This window comes from Nocardia nova NBRC 15556 (assembly GCF_001613005.1).
GTDB lineage: Bacteria > Actinomycetota > Actinomycetes > Mycobacteriales > Mycobacteriaceae > Nocardia > Nocardia nova.
On sequence record NZ_BDBN01000097.1, the window covers coordinates 1 to 16,418 of the forward strand.

A 16,418-nucleotide genomic window follows, 5' to 3' on the forward strand; every position below is an offset into this window, starting at 1 on the left:
GCCGTCTCGCGCCGGTTCGGCGAGCTGGTCATCCGCGCCGAAGCGGTTACCTCTCCTTCGCTTCATTGAGCGGCGTGGCACTTTTCGTTCGTGATGCGTAGCGCAGCAACATATTTCAGGCCATTGACCTGGACGGCCATCGACTGTACGGGCATCTGCACCATTCGCAGCGTAGGTGGCACCATTCCTCGGCCCGCCCCCTCTCGGCTGCTTCTTTCGACGGAAGTCAACCACTCCTCTGGGCACGAAACTCCGCATCAAATGCGTAGATGCGCATATCAACGTATACAGATAGAGGCTGCGAGACCTACACCAGCCAGGACGGTTGAATCCACTGTTCGGGAAGAAGTACGACCGGTGACGGTAGCTGGACAGGGCACCGACTCGAAGCCGTCGTTCCTGATCGGTTCACGCGCGAGTGCACCCGTCGCGACGTCCACAAGACGTGCGGCGGGTGCTGCTCACTGGGCAAGCATCCCGGCCATGTGCGCCACAACTTCTTCGGCGGTGAACGGATAAACGAGACCTGTCGGCCGCAGCGCACCTCGGCTCGCGGGCAAGCGGATGCTGTGGCTGGGCCTGGCCGCACCCGAAACGTCTACGCGGGCATCGGATGTCCGGATCCAGCCGGTGTATCGCCCGAGCAAGCTCAGGTGATCGTAGGGTCGTCCCCGCACGAACCAGGTTGCCCGCTCGGCGAGTGCGAACCGCAGGCGTGCGGTCATGCCGGGAATGTCGATGGCCACGAACAACTCCGGATAGCGTCCGCCGATGGTCAACTCGGCACCGAAACGCAGATCGTCCCCCGCAGAGCCGAAGGCGCAGTCATCGCGCAGAGACACCGTGCCGTAGTACGCCGCCGCCGCGGTGGAGATCGACACGGTCGCGGTGTCGCGTGGCGTCGTCGTCACGACATCGTCGACGTCGAACGCCCGCTGCCCCGGCATTCCCGCCATCACCATGACACTCAGATACTGATGCGGCGCAGCAAGATTGGGGATCATCACGCCATAGTGCGTCCACCCGTAGAAGCGATCTCCGGGCAGTGGAGACAGTGGATAGGAGCTGTCGAACCCCCGCCTCGACGATTCGGCGCCGCGCTCGGCGAAACCGAGGACGATACGACGAGTCGCAGCGAGAACGAGCCGGGTTCCCACTTCTCGCAGCCGCCGCACACGGAACCATCGCATGTCGAACCTCACCTCCATGATCCGGGCCTCTCGTCCGCCCCTGAGACGAACCCTAGATCAAAGTGGTTTGAAAATCGAACCGCATCAGGTGAATTTTTACGAAGCTCCAGCTTCTATCCGCTCAGGACGGTTCGAAAATCAGGGCAGACGATCCAGATCGTCGACGGGGCCGCGCTGAAAACTCTGCACGCCCAGGTGTGTGGCCCAGCTGCTCGACCACGCCTTGAGCGGGGCGAGCGCATACAGCAGTTCGATCCCGATCGGGGTCAGCCGATACTTCCCATCGGCCACGGTTTCGGCAACGCCGACCGACACCAGCTCGCGCAACCGGGTCGACAGCACACTGGAGGAGATGCCCGCAAGGCTGCGCCGCAGCTCTCGAAATCCGACCGGATCTCCGCGCAACTCCCACAGCACCGTGATCGCCCAACGGCGCCCCAGCAGGTCGAAGGCCGCCATCAATGGCTGGCCAGAGCTCGATCCCCGTACCGGCACACCCGGCCTGGGGGGCGTTGCTTCACTCACCGACCCACCCTACAGCGGTTCGAAATCCCGACCGATCGGACGGCTGATCGGCCAGGTGCATTCGGTGAGGGAGGACAGCCCGGGGCACGCCCTCCGGTCTTCACAAGCCCCCATCGAGGCGCGCCCGGTCGCGGTCCCCTCAGACGCCGGCGACGTGGACGAGTTGACCGACCAGGGCCGTGACCGCCATGGCGAGGCTGCCGCCGATGACGACGCGCAGCGCGGGGCGCAGAATGCCTGTCCCGGCGACCCGGGCACCGAGAACGCCCGCGACGGCTAGTCCCAGCACGGTCACCAGCACGATGAGCGCCAGCCGGGTGCCGCTGGACGGGGCGATCAAACCGAGTAGCGGGAGCAAACCACCGAGGAAGAAGCTTGCGGCCGAGGCCATCGCGGCTTGTGCCGGGCGGGCGGCGGTGATTTCGTTGTGCCCGAGCTCATCTCGCAGGTGGGCGGTGAGCGGGTCGTTGTCGTGCAGTGCGGCGGCGACCTGCGCGGCAAGTTCGGCGGGCAGTCCGCGGTCACGGTAGATGCCCGCCAGCTCGGTCAGTTCGGCTTCCGGATCGATGGCCAGTTCGTGTTCCTCTTTGGCCCGGTCGCCGCGTTCGACGTCGACTTGCGAACTGACCGAAACGTATTCGCCCGCAGCCATGGCCATCGACCCGGCCGCCAAGCCGGCCAGCCCCGCAGTGAGAACCGCGCCCGCGGAAGCGCCGCTGGCCGCCACGCCGACCATCAGGCTCGCGTTCGAGACCAGCCCGTCGTTGGCGCCCAGAACCGCGGCGCGCAACCAGCCCGCGTGCTCGCCGCGATGCCGTTCGGAATGCGGGCCGACCATCTGTAACGGAGTCATGATGCGAGTCCTTCGGGTTGCCGGGTCGATTCGGACGACCTCATTGCTGCGATCGTTCCTGTCCGCCTGGCCCCGCCGACAGAGCACAACGACACCGAAGAGATCACCCGAGACCGTGACCGGCGACACCCGCAGCACACTCGCCCCGGACCGAGTCAGCGGCTGCGGGCCGGCCGGCGAACGTCGAAGATCGGGTTCCCGGGCAACAGATTCGCTACGGGTGACCGTGGCCGCCGCCGTGGGGAACATGCCCTCGTTCTCGGCCTCACCACCATGTCCCGGCGCCGGTGCTCGGACTCGCGTCGGCGGATCACCGGTCTCACGACAGCATGGCCGCCAGTTCTGCATGCAGATCCAGCAGATCCGGAATGTGCTCTGCGGGCCGACGGCCGAACCCGCATTCGGTGGCGATACCGAAGCCGTCGACGATTTCCCGGGCGCCGGCGATACGACGCAGGGCCCCGTCGCGGCCGTCGGTGGCGTGCACCAGTCCGAGGTACAGCCGGGTCTGCGGCGGCAGGTCCAGCCCGGCCAGCGGTGCGAAGTACTCGCGGTCGGCGCGCGAGCGCGGAACCGGCATATGCACCCAGTCGACCCGGCGCGGCAGCGCCGCCAGCACACCGGACAGCACCGCCACCATACGACCGGTGTCGGCGGGCTCGGCGAAGTGACGATGCCCGAAATCGCCGTAGCACAAGTGATATCCGAGTTCGACGTTTCCGGGCACGGCCGCGCCGAGGCGCACGAGCCGGGCGACGATCTCACTCAGCCGAGTGTCGTCGTCGGCGCCGAACCAGGACGGGAACACCCCCTCGAAGATGGCGAACTCGACCGGGCAATCCCACTGCACCGCAAGATCGGTGTGCGGGATCTCCGCGGCGATGCGGCCGAGTTCGGCGAGCAGAGCCGCCTCGTAGCGCTGTTCGAGAATGTCCTGCGGATCGCCGACGAAGGCGCCCACCACCGAGATCGGGGTGGGCAGGCAGACCTGGAACCGCACACCGGCATCGATGTCGCCGCGTTCGCGCAGCTTGCGGAACACGCTCCACGACTCGAGCGCTGCCTGCGCGTAACCCAGCTCACCGAAATCGATCGATGCGGGATCCACGCCCGGTTTGGGCCGCACCCGCTCACTGGGCCCGTATTCCGGGCTCGGCGGCGGCACCGTCTCCAGATCCGGATGCGCGCCCATGCGCGGCAACTGCCAGACCGTGAAGTTGTCCCGCTCGCCGGTCTCACCGTCGGGTATGCGGCTGAGCCACGGTCCGAGCCGGCGCGCGGCCGTATCGAATACGGCCTCCGCATTCGGCAGCGGCACACTTCCACACAGATGAACATCGCCTCGGGTCACCGCGAACTCCTCGTATTCCGGCCGCTGGGTCCGGGCGCGGAATTCGTGGACGCAGCGGCGGCTCGATCGACGCGACGAGAGTAGATCCAGCCGCCGTCCCCGCGATTCCCACACGCGAAAATGCGCTGCGTATCAGCGGTTGCCGAGCGGGTTCTGAGTAACCGTGCCTTGGTCGTAGAAGGCCATGACAAGCCGCTGTGGTCGAGGCAGCCCGCGATGACGGGAACCGGTGAACGATCCCGCAGCTGTCGGCACAGATCCACGCCCGATAGGTCGAGCCCACTCGGTGGCAGACCGCTGCCACGCCCTTCACCCGCCTCGAAGGCCGTGCGCTGTATCGTCCGACTGGCGTGACACCACGACGTGGAGGAGCACCATGACAGGGGCGAAGGGCACCATCGGAGGCGGCCCCGCGTTCGAGGTGGAACCGGGGCAGCCGCCGAGCCACCGCGATACCGTGCGCTGGAGTGTCGTGATCGGCGCGCTGGGGGTGGTGTTCGGCGATATCGGGACGAGCCCGATCTACACCCTGCAAACCGTATTCGACCCGGGCGACCCCCATCCCGTACCGGTGAACAGCGACAACGTGTTCGGCGTGGTGTCGTTGGTGTTCTGGTCGGTGATGATCATCGTCACCGTCACCTACGTCCTGCTCGCCATGCGCGCCGACAACGACGGCGAGGGTGGCATCATGGCACTCATCACGCTGCTTCGCCGGTGGAGTTCACCGCGCGGGCGGAAAACGGCGATCGGCCTGGCCGCGCTCGGAATCTTCGGCGCCTCATTGTTTTTCGGTGACAGCATGATCACGCCGGCGATCTCGGTACTGTCGTCCGTCGAGGGCATCAAGGTCGTCGAGCCGGCCTTGAAAGACCTTGTCATCCCGGTGACGGTCGTGATCATCGTGGCGCTGTTCGTGGTGCAACGCCGCGGCACCGCCACGGTCGGACGGATGTTCGGCCCCATCATGGTGCTGTGGTTCCTCACCATCGGCACCTGCGGCATCGGCGGCATCGCGCACAATCCCCGCATCCTGCAGGCGCTGTCGCCCACGTACGCGCTGGGCTTTCTGGCCGGACACTTCGGTACAGCGTTCTTCGCGCTCGCCGCGATCGTGCTCGCGGTGACCGGCGCCGAGGCGCTCTACGCGGACATGGGACATTTCGGCCGCCGCTCCATCACCCGCGCTTGGCTGATCCTCGTCTTTCCCGCCTGCACACTCAGCTACCTGGGGCAGGGCGCACTCATCCTCGACGACGCCCGCAACATCAGCAGCCCCTTCTTCCTGTTGGCACCGGGCTGGGCACGACTGCCACTGGTGCTGCTGGCCACCGCCGCCACGGTCATCGCCTCACAAGCGGTGATCACCGGCGCGTATTCCGTTGCCTCCCAGGCCGCGCAACTGGGCTACCTGCCGCGGCTGCGCATCGCCCACACCTCCGAATCCACGATCGGCCAGATCTACGTCCCGTGGATCAACTGGTTGCTGATGGTCTCGGTACTCACCCTGGTCTTCGCCTTCCGCAGTTCGACCGCGCTGGCCTTCGCCTTCGGCATGGCCGTGACCGGAACCATCACCATCACCACCCTGCTGTTCTTCTACGTCGCGCGAAGCCGCTGGCATATCCCCCGCTGGATCCTCGCCGCGGGGGCACTCCCGCTGCTGACCGTCGATCTGCTGTTCGTCGCCGCCAATCTCACCAAGTTCGTGCACGGCGCCTGGCTGCCGCTGCTGATCGGCCTGACCGCATTCACGGTCATGACGACCTGGCAACGTGGCCGCCAGATCGTGACCGCCGAACGAATCCGGCGAGAGGGATCGCTGCGGAAATTCGTCGACGAACTCGCCGAAGGCACACCCGCCACGACGCGAGTCCCCGGCACCGCGATCTTCCTCAACCGCGGCAAGGAAACAGCTCCACTGGCCTTGCGCGCCAACGTCGAACACAACCACGTGCGCCACCACCACATCGTGATCCTGTCGATCCACACCGAACCCGTCCCCCGCATCCCCGACAACGAACGCATCGCCACCGACCCGCTGGGACCCCCCGACGACGGCATCACCCACGTCACCGCCCGCTACGGCTACATGGAAACCCCCGACGTTCCCCACGCGCTCGCACTCGTCGACCGACGAGACACCGAGGGCCCGCTCGACCTCGACCGCGCCTCCTATTTCCTGTCCACCATCGAACTCCGCCGCGGCACCGCCGCCACCATGGCCTCGTGGCGCAAGCGCCTGTTCATCGCCACCTCCTACATCACCGCCGACGCCGCCGACTACTTCGGCCTGCCACGCGACCGCACCATCATCATGGGCTCACAGATCGAGGTGTAAGCCACGAGATCCGGCACCGGACCCGCTAAGGATCCGTATGGATTGCCGGCCGGATCTTGCGGCGGGCGCGGAGGCGGCGGCATGGTGCGCGGTACCCGGCGTTCAGATAGCTGTCGGCGTCGCGTAGTCGCGGCCGGGACGCGGTCGGTGCAGAATTCGGATCACATCATCGGTGTCGGCCTGCCAGGCGGGAGTGGGACATGAACGAAGACCTTTCGGCCGGCTCCACGTCGACGGGCGGCACGCTGCATCTGTCGCAGTTGGTGAAGGCTCCGGTGATCGCGAAATCCGGCGAGACGATCGGCCGGGTCGAAGACCTGATAGTTCGCCTCCCCGGTGGCGACGCCTACCCTCCGGTGACCGGAGCTGTGGTCGGGATGGGGGGTCGCAAGGTCTTCGTCTCGTCCGGCAGAATCCGTGACTTCACCGCGGACCGGATCCTGTTGGCGGTCAACAAGGTCGACCTGCGTGGTTTCGAACGCCGCGAGGGCGAGGTGTTGTTACGGGCCGACATCCTCGGTCATCGGCTGATCGACGTCTCGGCGGCGGAACTGGTGCGCGCCTACGATGTCGAACTCGACGACACCGGCTCCGGCTGGGTTCTGGCCCGCCTCGACACCCGCCGCCCCGCCCGGTTGTTCGGGCTGGTCAAAACCGGCGCCGGACATGCGTCCCGGGATTGGAAGGCGTTCGAACCGTTGATCGGTCATCCCGGTTCGATCACCGTGCGCCGTCTCAGTGGCCGGGTAGGCGCGTTGAAACCGGCGCAGATCGCCGACCTGCTCGAAGACGCCACCAAAAACGAGCAGGGCGAAATTCTCGACCGCGTGCACGACAACCCGGAGCTGGAAGCCGACGTCTTCGAAGAACTGGATCCCGACGAAGCCAGCCGGCTGCTGAAGGACATGCCCGACTCCGAGGTCGCCGCGCTGCTGGGCCGCATGCGCGCCGATGATGCCGCCGACGCCGTCACCGACCTACGTCAATCCCGGCGACGGCGGGTCCTGGACCTGATGCCCGCCGGGCAGCGCACCAAGGTGATCACCCTGATGGGGTTCAACCCCGACAGCGCCGGCGGCCTGATGACCGTCGACTTCGCCACCTGCGAATCGAATACGACTGCGGCACAAGCACTCTCGATCATCGCCACCGCGCACGGCCTGCAATCCGAGGCGCTGTTGAAAATCCATGTCCTCGACGAGGGACGGCTGGTGGGAGTGGTATCGGTGATCACCCTGTTGCAGAGCGAACCCGGCCGCGCCGTGTCGGAGGTGATGGATGCCGACCCGGTCCGGGTCACCGCGGACGCCGACCTGACCGATATCGCGTTGCTGATGGCCGACTACAACCTCTACGCGCTCCCGGTGATCGACGACACCGACCGCGTCCTCGGGGTGGTCACCGTCGACGACGTCCTGGAGGCCACGATCCCCGACGATTGGCGGCGCCGAGAACCCGCGCCCCGCCCGATCCGCGACACCGGCACGGTCGCCGACGCCGCCGACCACGACCTACCGCTATGACCGACGCGCACGAAACCGACTCCGCCCCAGCACAACCCACGCCGACGCCTCGCCCGGCACCGCCCGCGAGCACCCCGCGGGCGCAACCACGCTCAGCGGTCCTGGACTCGGCGCACCTCGGCGATATCGAGGGCGCTCTCGGTCGCATCCGGCTCAGCGACAGCGACCACCCCCGCACCCTCCGCACACGCGCACTGACACTGCTGGCCATCGTCGGCCCCGGGCTGATCGTGATGGTCGGCGACAACGACGCCGGCGGCGTGGCCACCTACGCACAAGCCGGCCAGAACTACGGCTACAGCCTGCTCTGGGTGCTGTTGCTGCTGATACCGGTACTGATCGTGAATCAGGAAATGGTCGTCCGCCTCGGCGCGGTCACCGGCGTCGGGCACGCCCGGCTGATCAACGAACGCTTCGGCCGCGGCTGGGGCTGGTTCTCCGTCGGAGACCTGTTCATCCTCAACTTCCTGACCATCATCACCGAATTCATCGGTGTCACCCTCGCCGCGGACTACATCGGCATCTCCAAATACATCGTCGTCCCGACCGCCGCGGTCGCACTCGTGACGATCATGGCCAGCGGCAGCTTCCGGCGCTGGGAACGCGTGATGTTCGTCTTCATCGCCATCACCTTGCTGCAGATCCCCATGCTGCTGCTCTCACATCCCGAATGGGGTCGCGCGGCAACCGATTTCGTCGTCCCGGGCGTACGCGGCGGCGTCACCTCCGATGCGGTGCTGCTGATCATCGCCATCGTCGGCACCACCGTCGCGCCCTGGCAGTTGTTCTTCCAGCAATCCAACATCGTCGACAAACGCATCACCCCACGCTTCATCGGCTACGAACGCGCCGACACCACACTCGGCGCCTTCGTCGTCGTCATCGGCGCGGCGGCACTCATGATGACCGCCGACTACGCCGCCCGCACCACCGCAACCACCGGGCAGTTCACCGACGCCGGAGAAATCGCCCACCTACTCGGCGACATCGACCGGGCCCTCGGGGCGATCTTCGCGATCGTGCTCCTCGACGCCTCCATCATCGGCGCCGCCGCCGTCACCCTCGCCACCAGCTACGCCTTCGGCGACGTCTTCGGCATCAAACACTCCCTGCACCGGGGCTTCCGCGACGCCAAGCAGTTCTACCTGTCCTATATCGCCATGGTCACCCTCGCCGCGGCGATCGTCCTCATCCCGGGAGCTCCCCTCGGACTGATCACCACCGCGGTCCAAGCCCTCGCCGGTCTGCTGCTTCCCAGCGCCAGCGTCTTCCTGCTCCTGCTGTGCAACGACCCCCAAGTCCTCGGCCCCTGGGTCAACCGCACCTGGCTCAACGTCGTCGCCGGAATCATCGTCGCGGTCCTGCTCCTGCTTTCCGGAATCCTGATGGCCACCACCCTCTTCCCCGGCATCGACGTCGTGGCCACCGCCGGATGGCTCACCGGCGCGCTGGCCGTCCTCGCGATCCTCGCCACAGCGGGGCTCAGGTGGATGCAGCGCCGCACGCCGGCGCCCGTCCCGGCAGCGGTCGCCGACCGCGCCGACCGAGATCACTGGCGGATGCCACCACTGACCCTGCTCGAACCCGTCACCTGGTCCGCGGGTACGAAACTCGGCATGCTCGCACTGCGCGCCTACCTGATCGTCGGCGCGATCCTGCTGGTGATCAAAGCCATCCAACTCGGCCGCGGCTGACATCGCCGCACGAGATGCCACCCGGAGGTTCGATGTGCATCGACGCGGCCACCATCGGCCCACGGGGTGCCCGGACCTGGAATCACGAGCGCCTGTGGACACCATGCCGGGGACGCCGGGCGACTCGTCCGCGCTGAATCGTCCAGCCGATCGCCGCGAGCATCGCGACCACGATCACCATGACCACCCCGGTCCCGATCCACACCTGCATCGTGCTGTACACCGGAACATGCTCCGGCGCCGACGCGACCACACCCCACCCCGTCTCGAACCCACCCGCGAGATACCGAGCCACCCTGATCACCGGCCTTCCGCGCTTCGACAGCACACGCCAACCGATCCGCGACCGCCGCTCGCGCGGCCACCTTCACCACCATCCAAGCAATCATCGTCATCGACAGCCGTAAGGAACGCGCAAAGGTCTCCGCCCCCACCCGGGGCTTTCCGTCAACGGACCGGCACGACCTACGCCAGCCGAGCCGAAATCACGTGCTGGATGCGTGGGGTGTTCTCGGGGGCCGGTGTGCACGACAGTTCATCCGACTCCGTGCTCGCATCCAATGTCACGGTGCAGCGCCAGCCGCCGAACTCGGGGCGCAGGTCGACCGCCTGGACATGCACGCACTCCGGGGCATCGTCCATCCGGCCGCTCACATCGGCGGTCTCCAGCCGAATATCCCATCCACTCGCCTTCTCGACGCTCGTGACGACTGGGATGCGGGCGAATACGCGCCGGTGATAAATCACCCATTCCAACAGATATCCCAAGAGGCTCTCCGGGTCGTGACACATATGCGTCCACTCGATCACTTCGGACGGGCAAGGCCTCGGCCCGACCACGAAGCAGTCCACCAGTGCGTCGACCGTCTCGACCAGACAGCGCTCGCACGTGGCTGCCCACGCCTCGAGTCCGATCTCGGCCTCGCGCATCGAAGACGTGTGTCCCGCTGGTTTCATGGTCATCACCTCCGACCGGCGATAGCTGGTTCACGGGATCGGCCGTGCGGCGGACGCGACCATCTCGGAAGACGGAAACCTCTCTCAGCCGATTCTTCATGAATACTCCGCGGACGCACCGGAGCAGACGGACCCGAATGCGGTAGCCATCGGTGTGCCGGAGAGAAGGGGAGAAGGTTCCTGGCGTTCCGTCGACCCGCGCCCCTACGGGAACGACGCCATCGCGGATGAAAATCAGCAGGTCACTTCGATGGTGAACGGAAAGGCATCGAGATGCCTCGCTGGAGCGATTTCCTCGAGCGGGCCATAGACACGGCAACCGACGGAGGGCCCGGTAGCACTCGCTGCCGCGGTCGGCGGACGGCGGGACCTCCGGCCCTGTCGGGAGTCCAGTGCCGTGGCCGATGCTGGCAGATATGTCGCACTCCCACGATCCGGAATTCGCCCCGACCGCGGAGACGACCCTGGATCTCGACGATGTCACCTTTCGCCGGCTCGGCCCCGGCGATGCGAGCGCTGTTCGCGACCTCCACGCGGCGCTCGACGAACACGACAGCTACTACCGATTCTTCGGGCCGCGGCCGAAACATCTGGACCATCTGGCCGCGGCGACAGCGAGCAACGATCCGGGTCACGGCGCGGTGGGCGCGTTTCTCGGACCTCGGCTCATCGGTGTCGCCAACTACATCGTCTCCCCCGGCACACACTGCGCCGAGGTGGCCATGGTCGTTGCGCATGAAGATCAGCAATCGGGCATCGGCACCGCCCTGCTCACGCGCCTCGCCGACGACGGCCGCCGCTGCGGTATCGACAGATTCGTCGCCGACGTCATGGCGACGAATTCCACCATGATGCAGCTGCTGAAGGACATCGACATCCCGATGTCGGCAGACTATGACAACGAAATCGTGCACGTCGTTCTTCAACTCTGAGGTGCGACACCGCATCGCCCGTGCGGCCGAGTGACCAAGGCCATGACCATTCGGGGTAGTGCTCCCCTGGCGATGAACCGACCGCGGGCGTGCACTGATCACCATGGCACACACGCTGTACGAGAATCACTGCACTCTGACCCGCGGCGAGCTGGCCGCCGAATTGCGCCACATCGCCGATCGGCTCGACGCCGGAACCGATCTGACCTACGGGATCGGCAACTCGGAAATCACCGTCCCGGTCCCGCGACAGGTGCATCGCGAGCTGGAGATCGACAGCGCCGTCGACGGCGACCTCACCCTCGATTTCGCCTTCCACTGGGCGCCGACACGCAGGAAGTGAGACCGGCCCATGAGTTCTGCCACGATCACCGTGATCATCATCGCCGTCGTCGTACTCGTCGCGATCGTCGCGGCGCTGTCGATCCGGGTGGTGAACCAGTATCAGCGCGGCGTGCTGTTCCGGCTGGGCCGGCTCATCGCCGTGCGCGAACCGGGTCTGCGCTTCATCATTCCGGTGGTCGACCGGCTGCGCCTGGTCTCCATGCGCATCGTGACACTGCCGATCCAGTCGCAGGGCATCATCACCCGCGACAACGTCAGTGTCGACATCTCGGCTGTCGCCTACTTCCGGGTGATCGACGCCGCGAAATCGGTGATCGTCATCGAGAACGTCGCCGCGGCGATCGATCAGATCGCACAGACCACCCTGCGCAAGGTGGTGGGTCAGCACACCCTCGACCAAGCGCTCGCCGAGACCGACGTGATCAATGCCGACATCCGCCAGATCCTCGACGCGACGACGGTGGAGTGGGGCGTCGAGGTCACCCTGGTCGAACTGAAAGACATCCAACTTCCCGACGGCATGCAGCGGGCGATGGCCCGCCAGGCCGAAGCCGAACGCGAAAAGCGCGCGAAAATCATTGCCGCCGAGGGCGAATCGCTGGCCGCCGCCTCACTGGGCGAGGCTTCCGACACCATGGTCGCGCACCCGCTGGCACTGCAGTTGCGCAATCTGCAAACCCTGATCGAACTGGGCGTCGACAAGAACACCACCGTCGTGTTCCCGGCGCCGCTGATGAGTGCGATCGGCGACATCAGCAGCTTCTTCGCCCGCGAAGCCGGTGCGGCCGAAGCACTTCACCCACTCACCCAGCACGGCCGGCTCAACGGCGCGACGAGCGAGCGCGCACGCGCCGGCACCACGGGCGCCGAACAGGACCGGTAACGCGGCGAGGACTTCCGTCACTCCGGGGTGAAGACTCGCTGCCCTAGGAGTGCGCGGCCCGCCACGCTGAGATCGAGGGATAGGAACAGGCACCCACCACACAGCCGAGGAGTGATCATGAACCTGCTTCCCGCCCACCGCCCCGGATCGCTGCTACCCGACTTCACCGATTGGTGGAATGCGTTCACTCCCGGCTTGGCGCCGATGTTCGGCAGTCATCTCCTGCGGGTGGAGGAGTCCGTCGACGACGGCCACTATGTGGTGCGTACCGAGATTCCCGGCATCGACCCGGCGAAGGACGTCGAAGTGTCCGTGCATGGCGGGTTGCTCACCATCAAGGCCGAGCGCAGCGAATCCCACGAGGAGAAGGGACGCTCGGAGTTCAGCTACGGCTCCTTCGAACGCACCGTCTCGCTTCCCGAGGGAGCGCAGGACGAGGGCATCGATGCGACATATGCCAAGGGCATCCTCACGGTCACCGTTCCGATGGGCGAGCCGAAGGAGAAGGTGACGAAGGTCGACGTGAAGTCCGGCGACTGACCGGGCACCGGCCACCGACTCCCGGAAGGGACATCGACTCATGACCGAGGAAACGCGCGGGGCGCGATCACCTGCGCCGATCGTGGTGGCGACCGATGGGTCCGCCGTGTCGCAGCAGGCCGTCGCGTGGGCCGCAGCCGACGCGGCACTGCACGGATGTCCGCTGCACGTGCTCGCCTCCGTGGCGTTTCAAGGGGCGTACGGGCCGGTGCCGTATGTGACGGCGGAGGCCGTCGAGCAGATGCAGGACGACGGCGAGCGCGTCGCCGACGAGGCGGTGCGCATCGCCCGAGCGGCGGTCGCACCCGGTGCGCTGACGATCGGCCGGGAGGTGACCTTCGATCCGATCATCCCCTGCCTGATCATGCGATCGCGGACCGCGCGGACCCTCGTGGTGGGCAGCCGGGGGCGCGGCGCCTTTCACCGGGCTTTCCTCGGTTCGGTGAGTTCGGCGATGGTTCACTACGCCCACTGTCCGGTGGCTGTGGTGCGGACGTCGGCGAGCCTCGACCCGATCTCCGCCCGCCGGCCCGTTCTGGTCGGTACGGACGGCAGTGACAACAGCGTGCCGGCGGTGGCGATCGCGTTCGAAGAGGCCGAGCTACGCGGTGTCGGGGTCACCGCGCTGCGGTGCTGGAACGACTCGACCGGTGGCGAACTGTCCACCGGTGCGTGGGAACAAGCACGCGAGAAGGAATTCGCTCTGTTGACGGAAAGCCTTGCCGCACATCGGGATCGCCATCCCGAGGTCGCGGTGCACAGCATCGCCGTCCCCGAGAGGCCCGCCCGCGCCCTGCTCGCCGAGGCCGAGCACGCACAGCTGGTGGTCGTCGGCAGTCACGGTCGCGGCGGATTCGCCGGAATGCTGCTCGGCTCCACCAGCCGGGCGGTGGTGCAGTCGGCCGAATGCCCGGTCATCGTCGCGCGCCCGAGGGCCTAGACGGTCGAACTCCTCCGGGCATCACGCGCTGCGCTCCGGAACCGCGGTGCCTCCGCCGTACGCACCGCGCACGACGACGGCCGCGTCGTTGCTCGTCGTGTCGGTGCTCGCGCCCGGATACCGCAGCACCTGATCCGGTCTGCTGCCCGAGCGATACACCGTGACACCCTTGTTTCCCGCCCGCCAGGCGCGCGTGAAGACTGCTTCGACATCGGCGACGGACGAGTCGGGCGCCATGTTGACGGTCTTGGCGACCGCCGCGTCGGTGTGGCGCTGCACCGCGGTCTGCATCCGCACATGCCAGATCGGCGCGATCTGGTGCGCCGTACGGAACAGGCGACGGAGATCGGCGGGAAGGTTCGCGCCCGCGATACCCGTCGCGGCGACCTCGGCCGCCACCGCCTCCGACCAGACTCCGCGTTCGATGGCGGCCTGCTCGAAAAGCGGTTCCACACAATCGAATTGCCGACCGATGAGATGGCGTGTGTATGCCAGGGCGAACAGTGGCTCGATCCCCGCGCTCACCCCGGCGATGAGGGATATGGTTCCGGTCGGCGCGATGGACGTGACCTGCGCGTTGCGCACCGGCGGCGCGTTCTGCCGGGCCGGGATGCTCCGTGCGAACAGCGGGAACGCCCCACGCTCGGCGGCGAGTTCCCGGGACGCGGTCCGCGCCCACCGTGCGATCCGCGACATCAAGCGATCGGTGAAACCCACCGCTTCCGCGCTGTCGTACGGAAGGCCCAGTGCGGCAAGGGTTTCCGCCAGCCCCATGATGCCGAGGCCGATTTTTCGGGTGGCGCGTGCGGCGGCCCCGAGTTCGGGCACGGGATACTCCGCGACGTCGATGACATCGTCGAGAAAGCGGACACCCTCGCGCACGACGCGTGCGAGGCGTTGCTCGTCGATGTGGTCGCCGTCGAGGAGCCGGGGCAGGCAGATCGATCCGAGATTGCAGGATTCGTACGGTAGGAGCGGGACCTCGCCGCACGGATTGGTGGCCTCCAGCGGCCCCAGGTCGGGAAGCGGATCGGCCCGGGCGACGGCATCCAGGAACAGGACACCCGGCTCTCCGGTGCGCCAGGCCTGTTCGGCGATGTCGGCCAGCAGACCACGCGCGGACACCTCCTGGACGGTCGCGCCGGTGTGGGGGTCGATCAGGCGGTGACCGCGGTCCTCGGCGGCCGCGCGCATGAACTCGTCGGTCACCGCCACCGACAGGTTGAAGGTCGAGAGCACGGTCGTGTCGGTCTTCGCGTGCACGAACTCCCGGATATCCGGGTGCCGGACGTGCAGCACCGCCATATTGGCGGCCCGGCGCCGCCCACCCAGACGAATTACCCGGGCCGCCGCATCGAACAGCTGGATGAACGAGACCGGACCGCTCGCCGACCCTCCGGTCGATATGCGCGAGCCGCGGGGGCGCAGATGCGAGAACGCGAATCCCGTTCCGGCGCCCTCGCGATGCAGGAGTGCGGCGGTGCGCAGCGTGGTGAAGATGGAGTCGAGCGAATCCTCCAGTGGCAGAACGAAGCAGCCGGAGAGCACACCGTCACCGGTGCCGGCATTCATCAAGGTCGGCGAATTCGGAAGAAACTCGCGGCTGCGCAACAGCGCCGCGAACCGCTGCGCCCAGTATTCGCTGCCGCCGGCCCGGTAGGCGTCCTCCGCACCGGCGACGAACCGGGCGACCCGATCCATCATCCGGCCCGGCGACTCGCAGATCCTGCCCTCGGCATCGCGCCGCAGGTACCGTTCGGCGACCGTCGCCAGGGCCGCCGATGACAATCCGAGATCGTCGACGACGCCGGTATCTTCAGGCATGGCGCACTGCTGTCAGGTGCCCGCGTAGACGCCTTCGACGAATTTCGCGATCTCGTCGTCGCTGAGGTGGCGTGCGATATCCGCTTCGCTGATCATGCCGACCAGCCGCTTGTTCTCGATAACCGGTAGGCGCTTGATCCGGCGCTCCTCCAATTCGTGCAGAACGTCGTGAACATCCGCATCGGCGTCCACCCACCGTGGCGTCCCTTCACACAGCGAGGCGCAGGTCGCCGTCGCCGGATCACCGCCGGTCGCAAGGCATTTCACCACGATGTCGCGGTCGGTGATGATTCCGCACAGCCGCTCGTTCTCATCGCTGACCGGTAGAACTCCGACGTCGAGCCGGCGCATGAGCCGGGCAGCGTGCTCGACGGTATCGGTCCGAGACACCCACGCGGCACCCTCGTGCATGATCTGCTTGGCTGTGGTCATCGTTTTCTCCTTTCGAGTATGGGCAGTTCTCCACCCTCCACCGATGCACGGAGGGCCGGAAGAGAACAAAGTCCCGATGAGCACGCGA

Annotated in this window: 16 protein-coding genes; 8 read left to right on the forward strand and 8 right to left on the reverse strand. The window is 66.9% G+C overall.

Annotated elements, in window-relative coordinates; all coding sequences use genetic code 11:
* Positions 1 to 461 precede the first annotated feature (461 nt).
* The 4 genes from NN2_RS29960 to NN2_RS29975 all read right to left on the reverse strand — a co-directional run bounded on the left by NN2_RS29960 (position 462) and on the right by NN2_RS29975 (position 3,919).
* Complete coding sequence (locus NN2_RS29960; protein ID WP_156511512.1) at positions 462 to 1,190, reverse strand: DUF6670 family protein; 729 nt, start codon at positions 1,188 to 1,190, stop codon at positions 462 to 464.
* Between the two features lie 138 nt (positions 1,191 to 1,328).
* Entirely contained in the window at positions 1,329 to 1,649 is a 321-nt protein-coding gene (locus NN2_RS29965) for a winged helix-turn-helix transcriptional regulator (protein WP_063910915.1), read from the reverse strand.
* 205 nt (positions 1,650 to 1,854) lie between these two features.
* A complete protein-coding gene (locus tag NN2_RS29970; protein WP_063017979.1) occupies positions 1,855 to 2,568 on the reverse strand; it encodes a VIT1/CCC1 transporter family protein in 714 nt (237 codons plus the stop codon).
* 319 nt (positions 2,569 to 2,887) lie between these two features.
* Entirely contained in the window at positions 2,888 to 3,919 is a 1,032-nt protein-coding gene (locus NN2_RS29975; RefSeq protein ID WP_063018008.1) for a uroporphyrinogen decarboxylase/cobalamine-independent methonine synthase family protein, read from the reverse strand.
* 376 nt (positions 3,920 to 4,295) lie between these two features.
* Between NN2_RS29975 and NN2_RS29980 the strand changes: the two genes are divergently transcribed.
* The 3 genes from NN2_RS29980 to NN2_RS29990 all read left to right on the forward strand — a co-directional run bounded on the left by NN2_RS29980 (position 4,296) and on the right by NN2_RS29990 (position 9,477).
* On the forward strand, positions 4,296 to 6,260 hold the full coding sequence (locus NN2_RS29980) for a potassium transporter Kup (protein WP_082857381.1): 1,965 nt from the start codon (positions 4,296 to 4,298) through the stop codon (positions 6,258 to 6,260).
* A 200-nt stretch (positions 6,261 to 6,460) separates the two neighbouring features.
* On the forward strand, positions 6,461 to 7,783 hold the full coding sequence (locus tag NN2_RS29985) for a magnesium transporter MgtE N-terminal domain-containing protein (protein WP_063017981.1): 1,323 nt from the start codon (positions 6,461 to 6,463) through the stop codon (positions 7,781 to 7,783).
* Positions 7,780 to 9,477 carry an Nramp family divalent metal transporter gene (locus tag NN2_RS29990; RefSeq protein WP_082857382.1) on the forward strand — a complete coding sequence of 566 codons (1,698 nt, stop codon included), beginning with the start codon at positions 7,780 to 7,782 and terminating at the stop codon, positions 9,475 to 9,477. The genes NN2_RS29985 and NN2_RS29990 overlap by 4 nt, the downstream gene beginning before the upstream one ends.
* A gap of 82 nt (positions 9,478 to 9,559) precedes the next feature.
* Here the strand turns inward: NN2_RS29990 and NN2_RS29995 are convergent, their stop codons facing one another.
* Positions 9,560 to 9,781 (reverse strand): hypothetical protein, encoded by a 222-nt coding sequence (locus NN2_RS29995; RefSeq protein ID WP_063017982.1) that lies wholly within the window; start codon positions 9,779 to 9,781, stop codon positions 9,560 to 9,562.
* Between the two features lie 161 nt (positions 9,782 to 9,942).
* Entirely contained in the window at positions 9,943 to 10,434 is a 492-nt protein-coding gene (locus tag NN2_RS30000) for an archease (RefSeq protein ID WP_146098749.1), read from the reverse strand.
* A 416-nt stretch (positions 10,435 to 10,850) separates the two neighbouring features.
* Here NN2_RS30000 and NN2_RS30005 point away from each other — a divergent pair, with 416 nt between their 5' ends.
* The 5 genes from NN2_RS30005 (at position 10,851) to NN2_RS30025 (ending at position 14,074) form a co-directional block, all read left to right on the forward strand.
* Positions 10,851 to 11,366 (forward strand): GNAT family N-acetyltransferase, encoded by a 516-nt coding sequence (locus tag NN2_RS30005; RefSeq protein WP_169812464.1) that lies wholly within the window; start codon positions 10,851 to 10,853, stop codon positions 11,364 to 11,366.
* A gap of 103 nt (positions 11,367 to 11,469) precedes the next feature.
* Positions 11,470 to 11,709 carry an amphi-Trp domain-containing protein gene (locus tag NN2_RS30010; RefSeq protein ID WP_063017987.1) on the forward strand — a complete coding sequence of 80 codons (240 nt, stop codon included), beginning with the start codon at positions 11,470 to 11,472 and terminating at the stop codon, positions 11,707 to 11,709.
* Between the two features lie 9 nt (positions 11,710 to 11,718).
* The gene (locus NN2_RS30015) at positions 11,719 to 12,594 is read left to right on the forward strand and encodes a slipin family protein (protein ID WP_082857383.1); all 876 of its coding nucleotides are present in this window, start codon (positions 11,719 to 11,721) and stop codon (positions 12,592 to 12,594) included.
* A 117-nt stretch (positions 12,595 to 12,711) separates the two neighbouring features.
* Positions 12,712 to 13,134, forward strand: coding sequence for an Hsp20/alpha crystallin family protein (locus NN2_RS30020; protein WP_063018014.1), 423 nt, complete (start codon positions 12,712 to 12,714; stop codon positions 13,132 to 13,134).
* A 40-nt stretch (positions 13,135 to 13,174) separates the two neighbouring features.
* Positions 13,175 to 14,074, forward strand: coding sequence for a universal stress protein (locus NN2_RS30025; RefSeq protein WP_063017989.1), 900 nt, complete (start codon positions 13,175 to 13,177; stop codon positions 14,072 to 14,074).
* A 21-nt stretch (positions 14,075 to 14,095) separates the two neighbouring features.
* On the opposite strand, the gene NN2_RS30030 is transcribed toward NN2_RS30025, so the two are convergent.
* Together NN2_RS30030 and NN2_RS30035 are read right to left on the reverse strand one after the other, a co-directional pair.
* On the reverse strand, positions 14,096 to 15,898 hold the full coding sequence (locus NN2_RS30030; protein WP_063017991.1) for an adenosylcobalamin-dependent ribonucleoside-diphosphate reductase: 1,803 nt from the start codon (positions 15,896 to 15,898) through the stop codon (positions 14,096 to 14,098).
* Between the two features lie 12 nt (positions 15,899 to 15,910).
* Positions 15,911 to 16,330, reverse strand: coding sequence for a CBS domain-containing protein (locus NN2_RS30035; RefSeq protein ID WP_063017993.1), 420 nt, complete (start codon positions 16,328 to 16,330; stop codon positions 15,911 to 15,913).
* Positions 16,331 to 16,418: the final 88 nt, after the last annotated feature.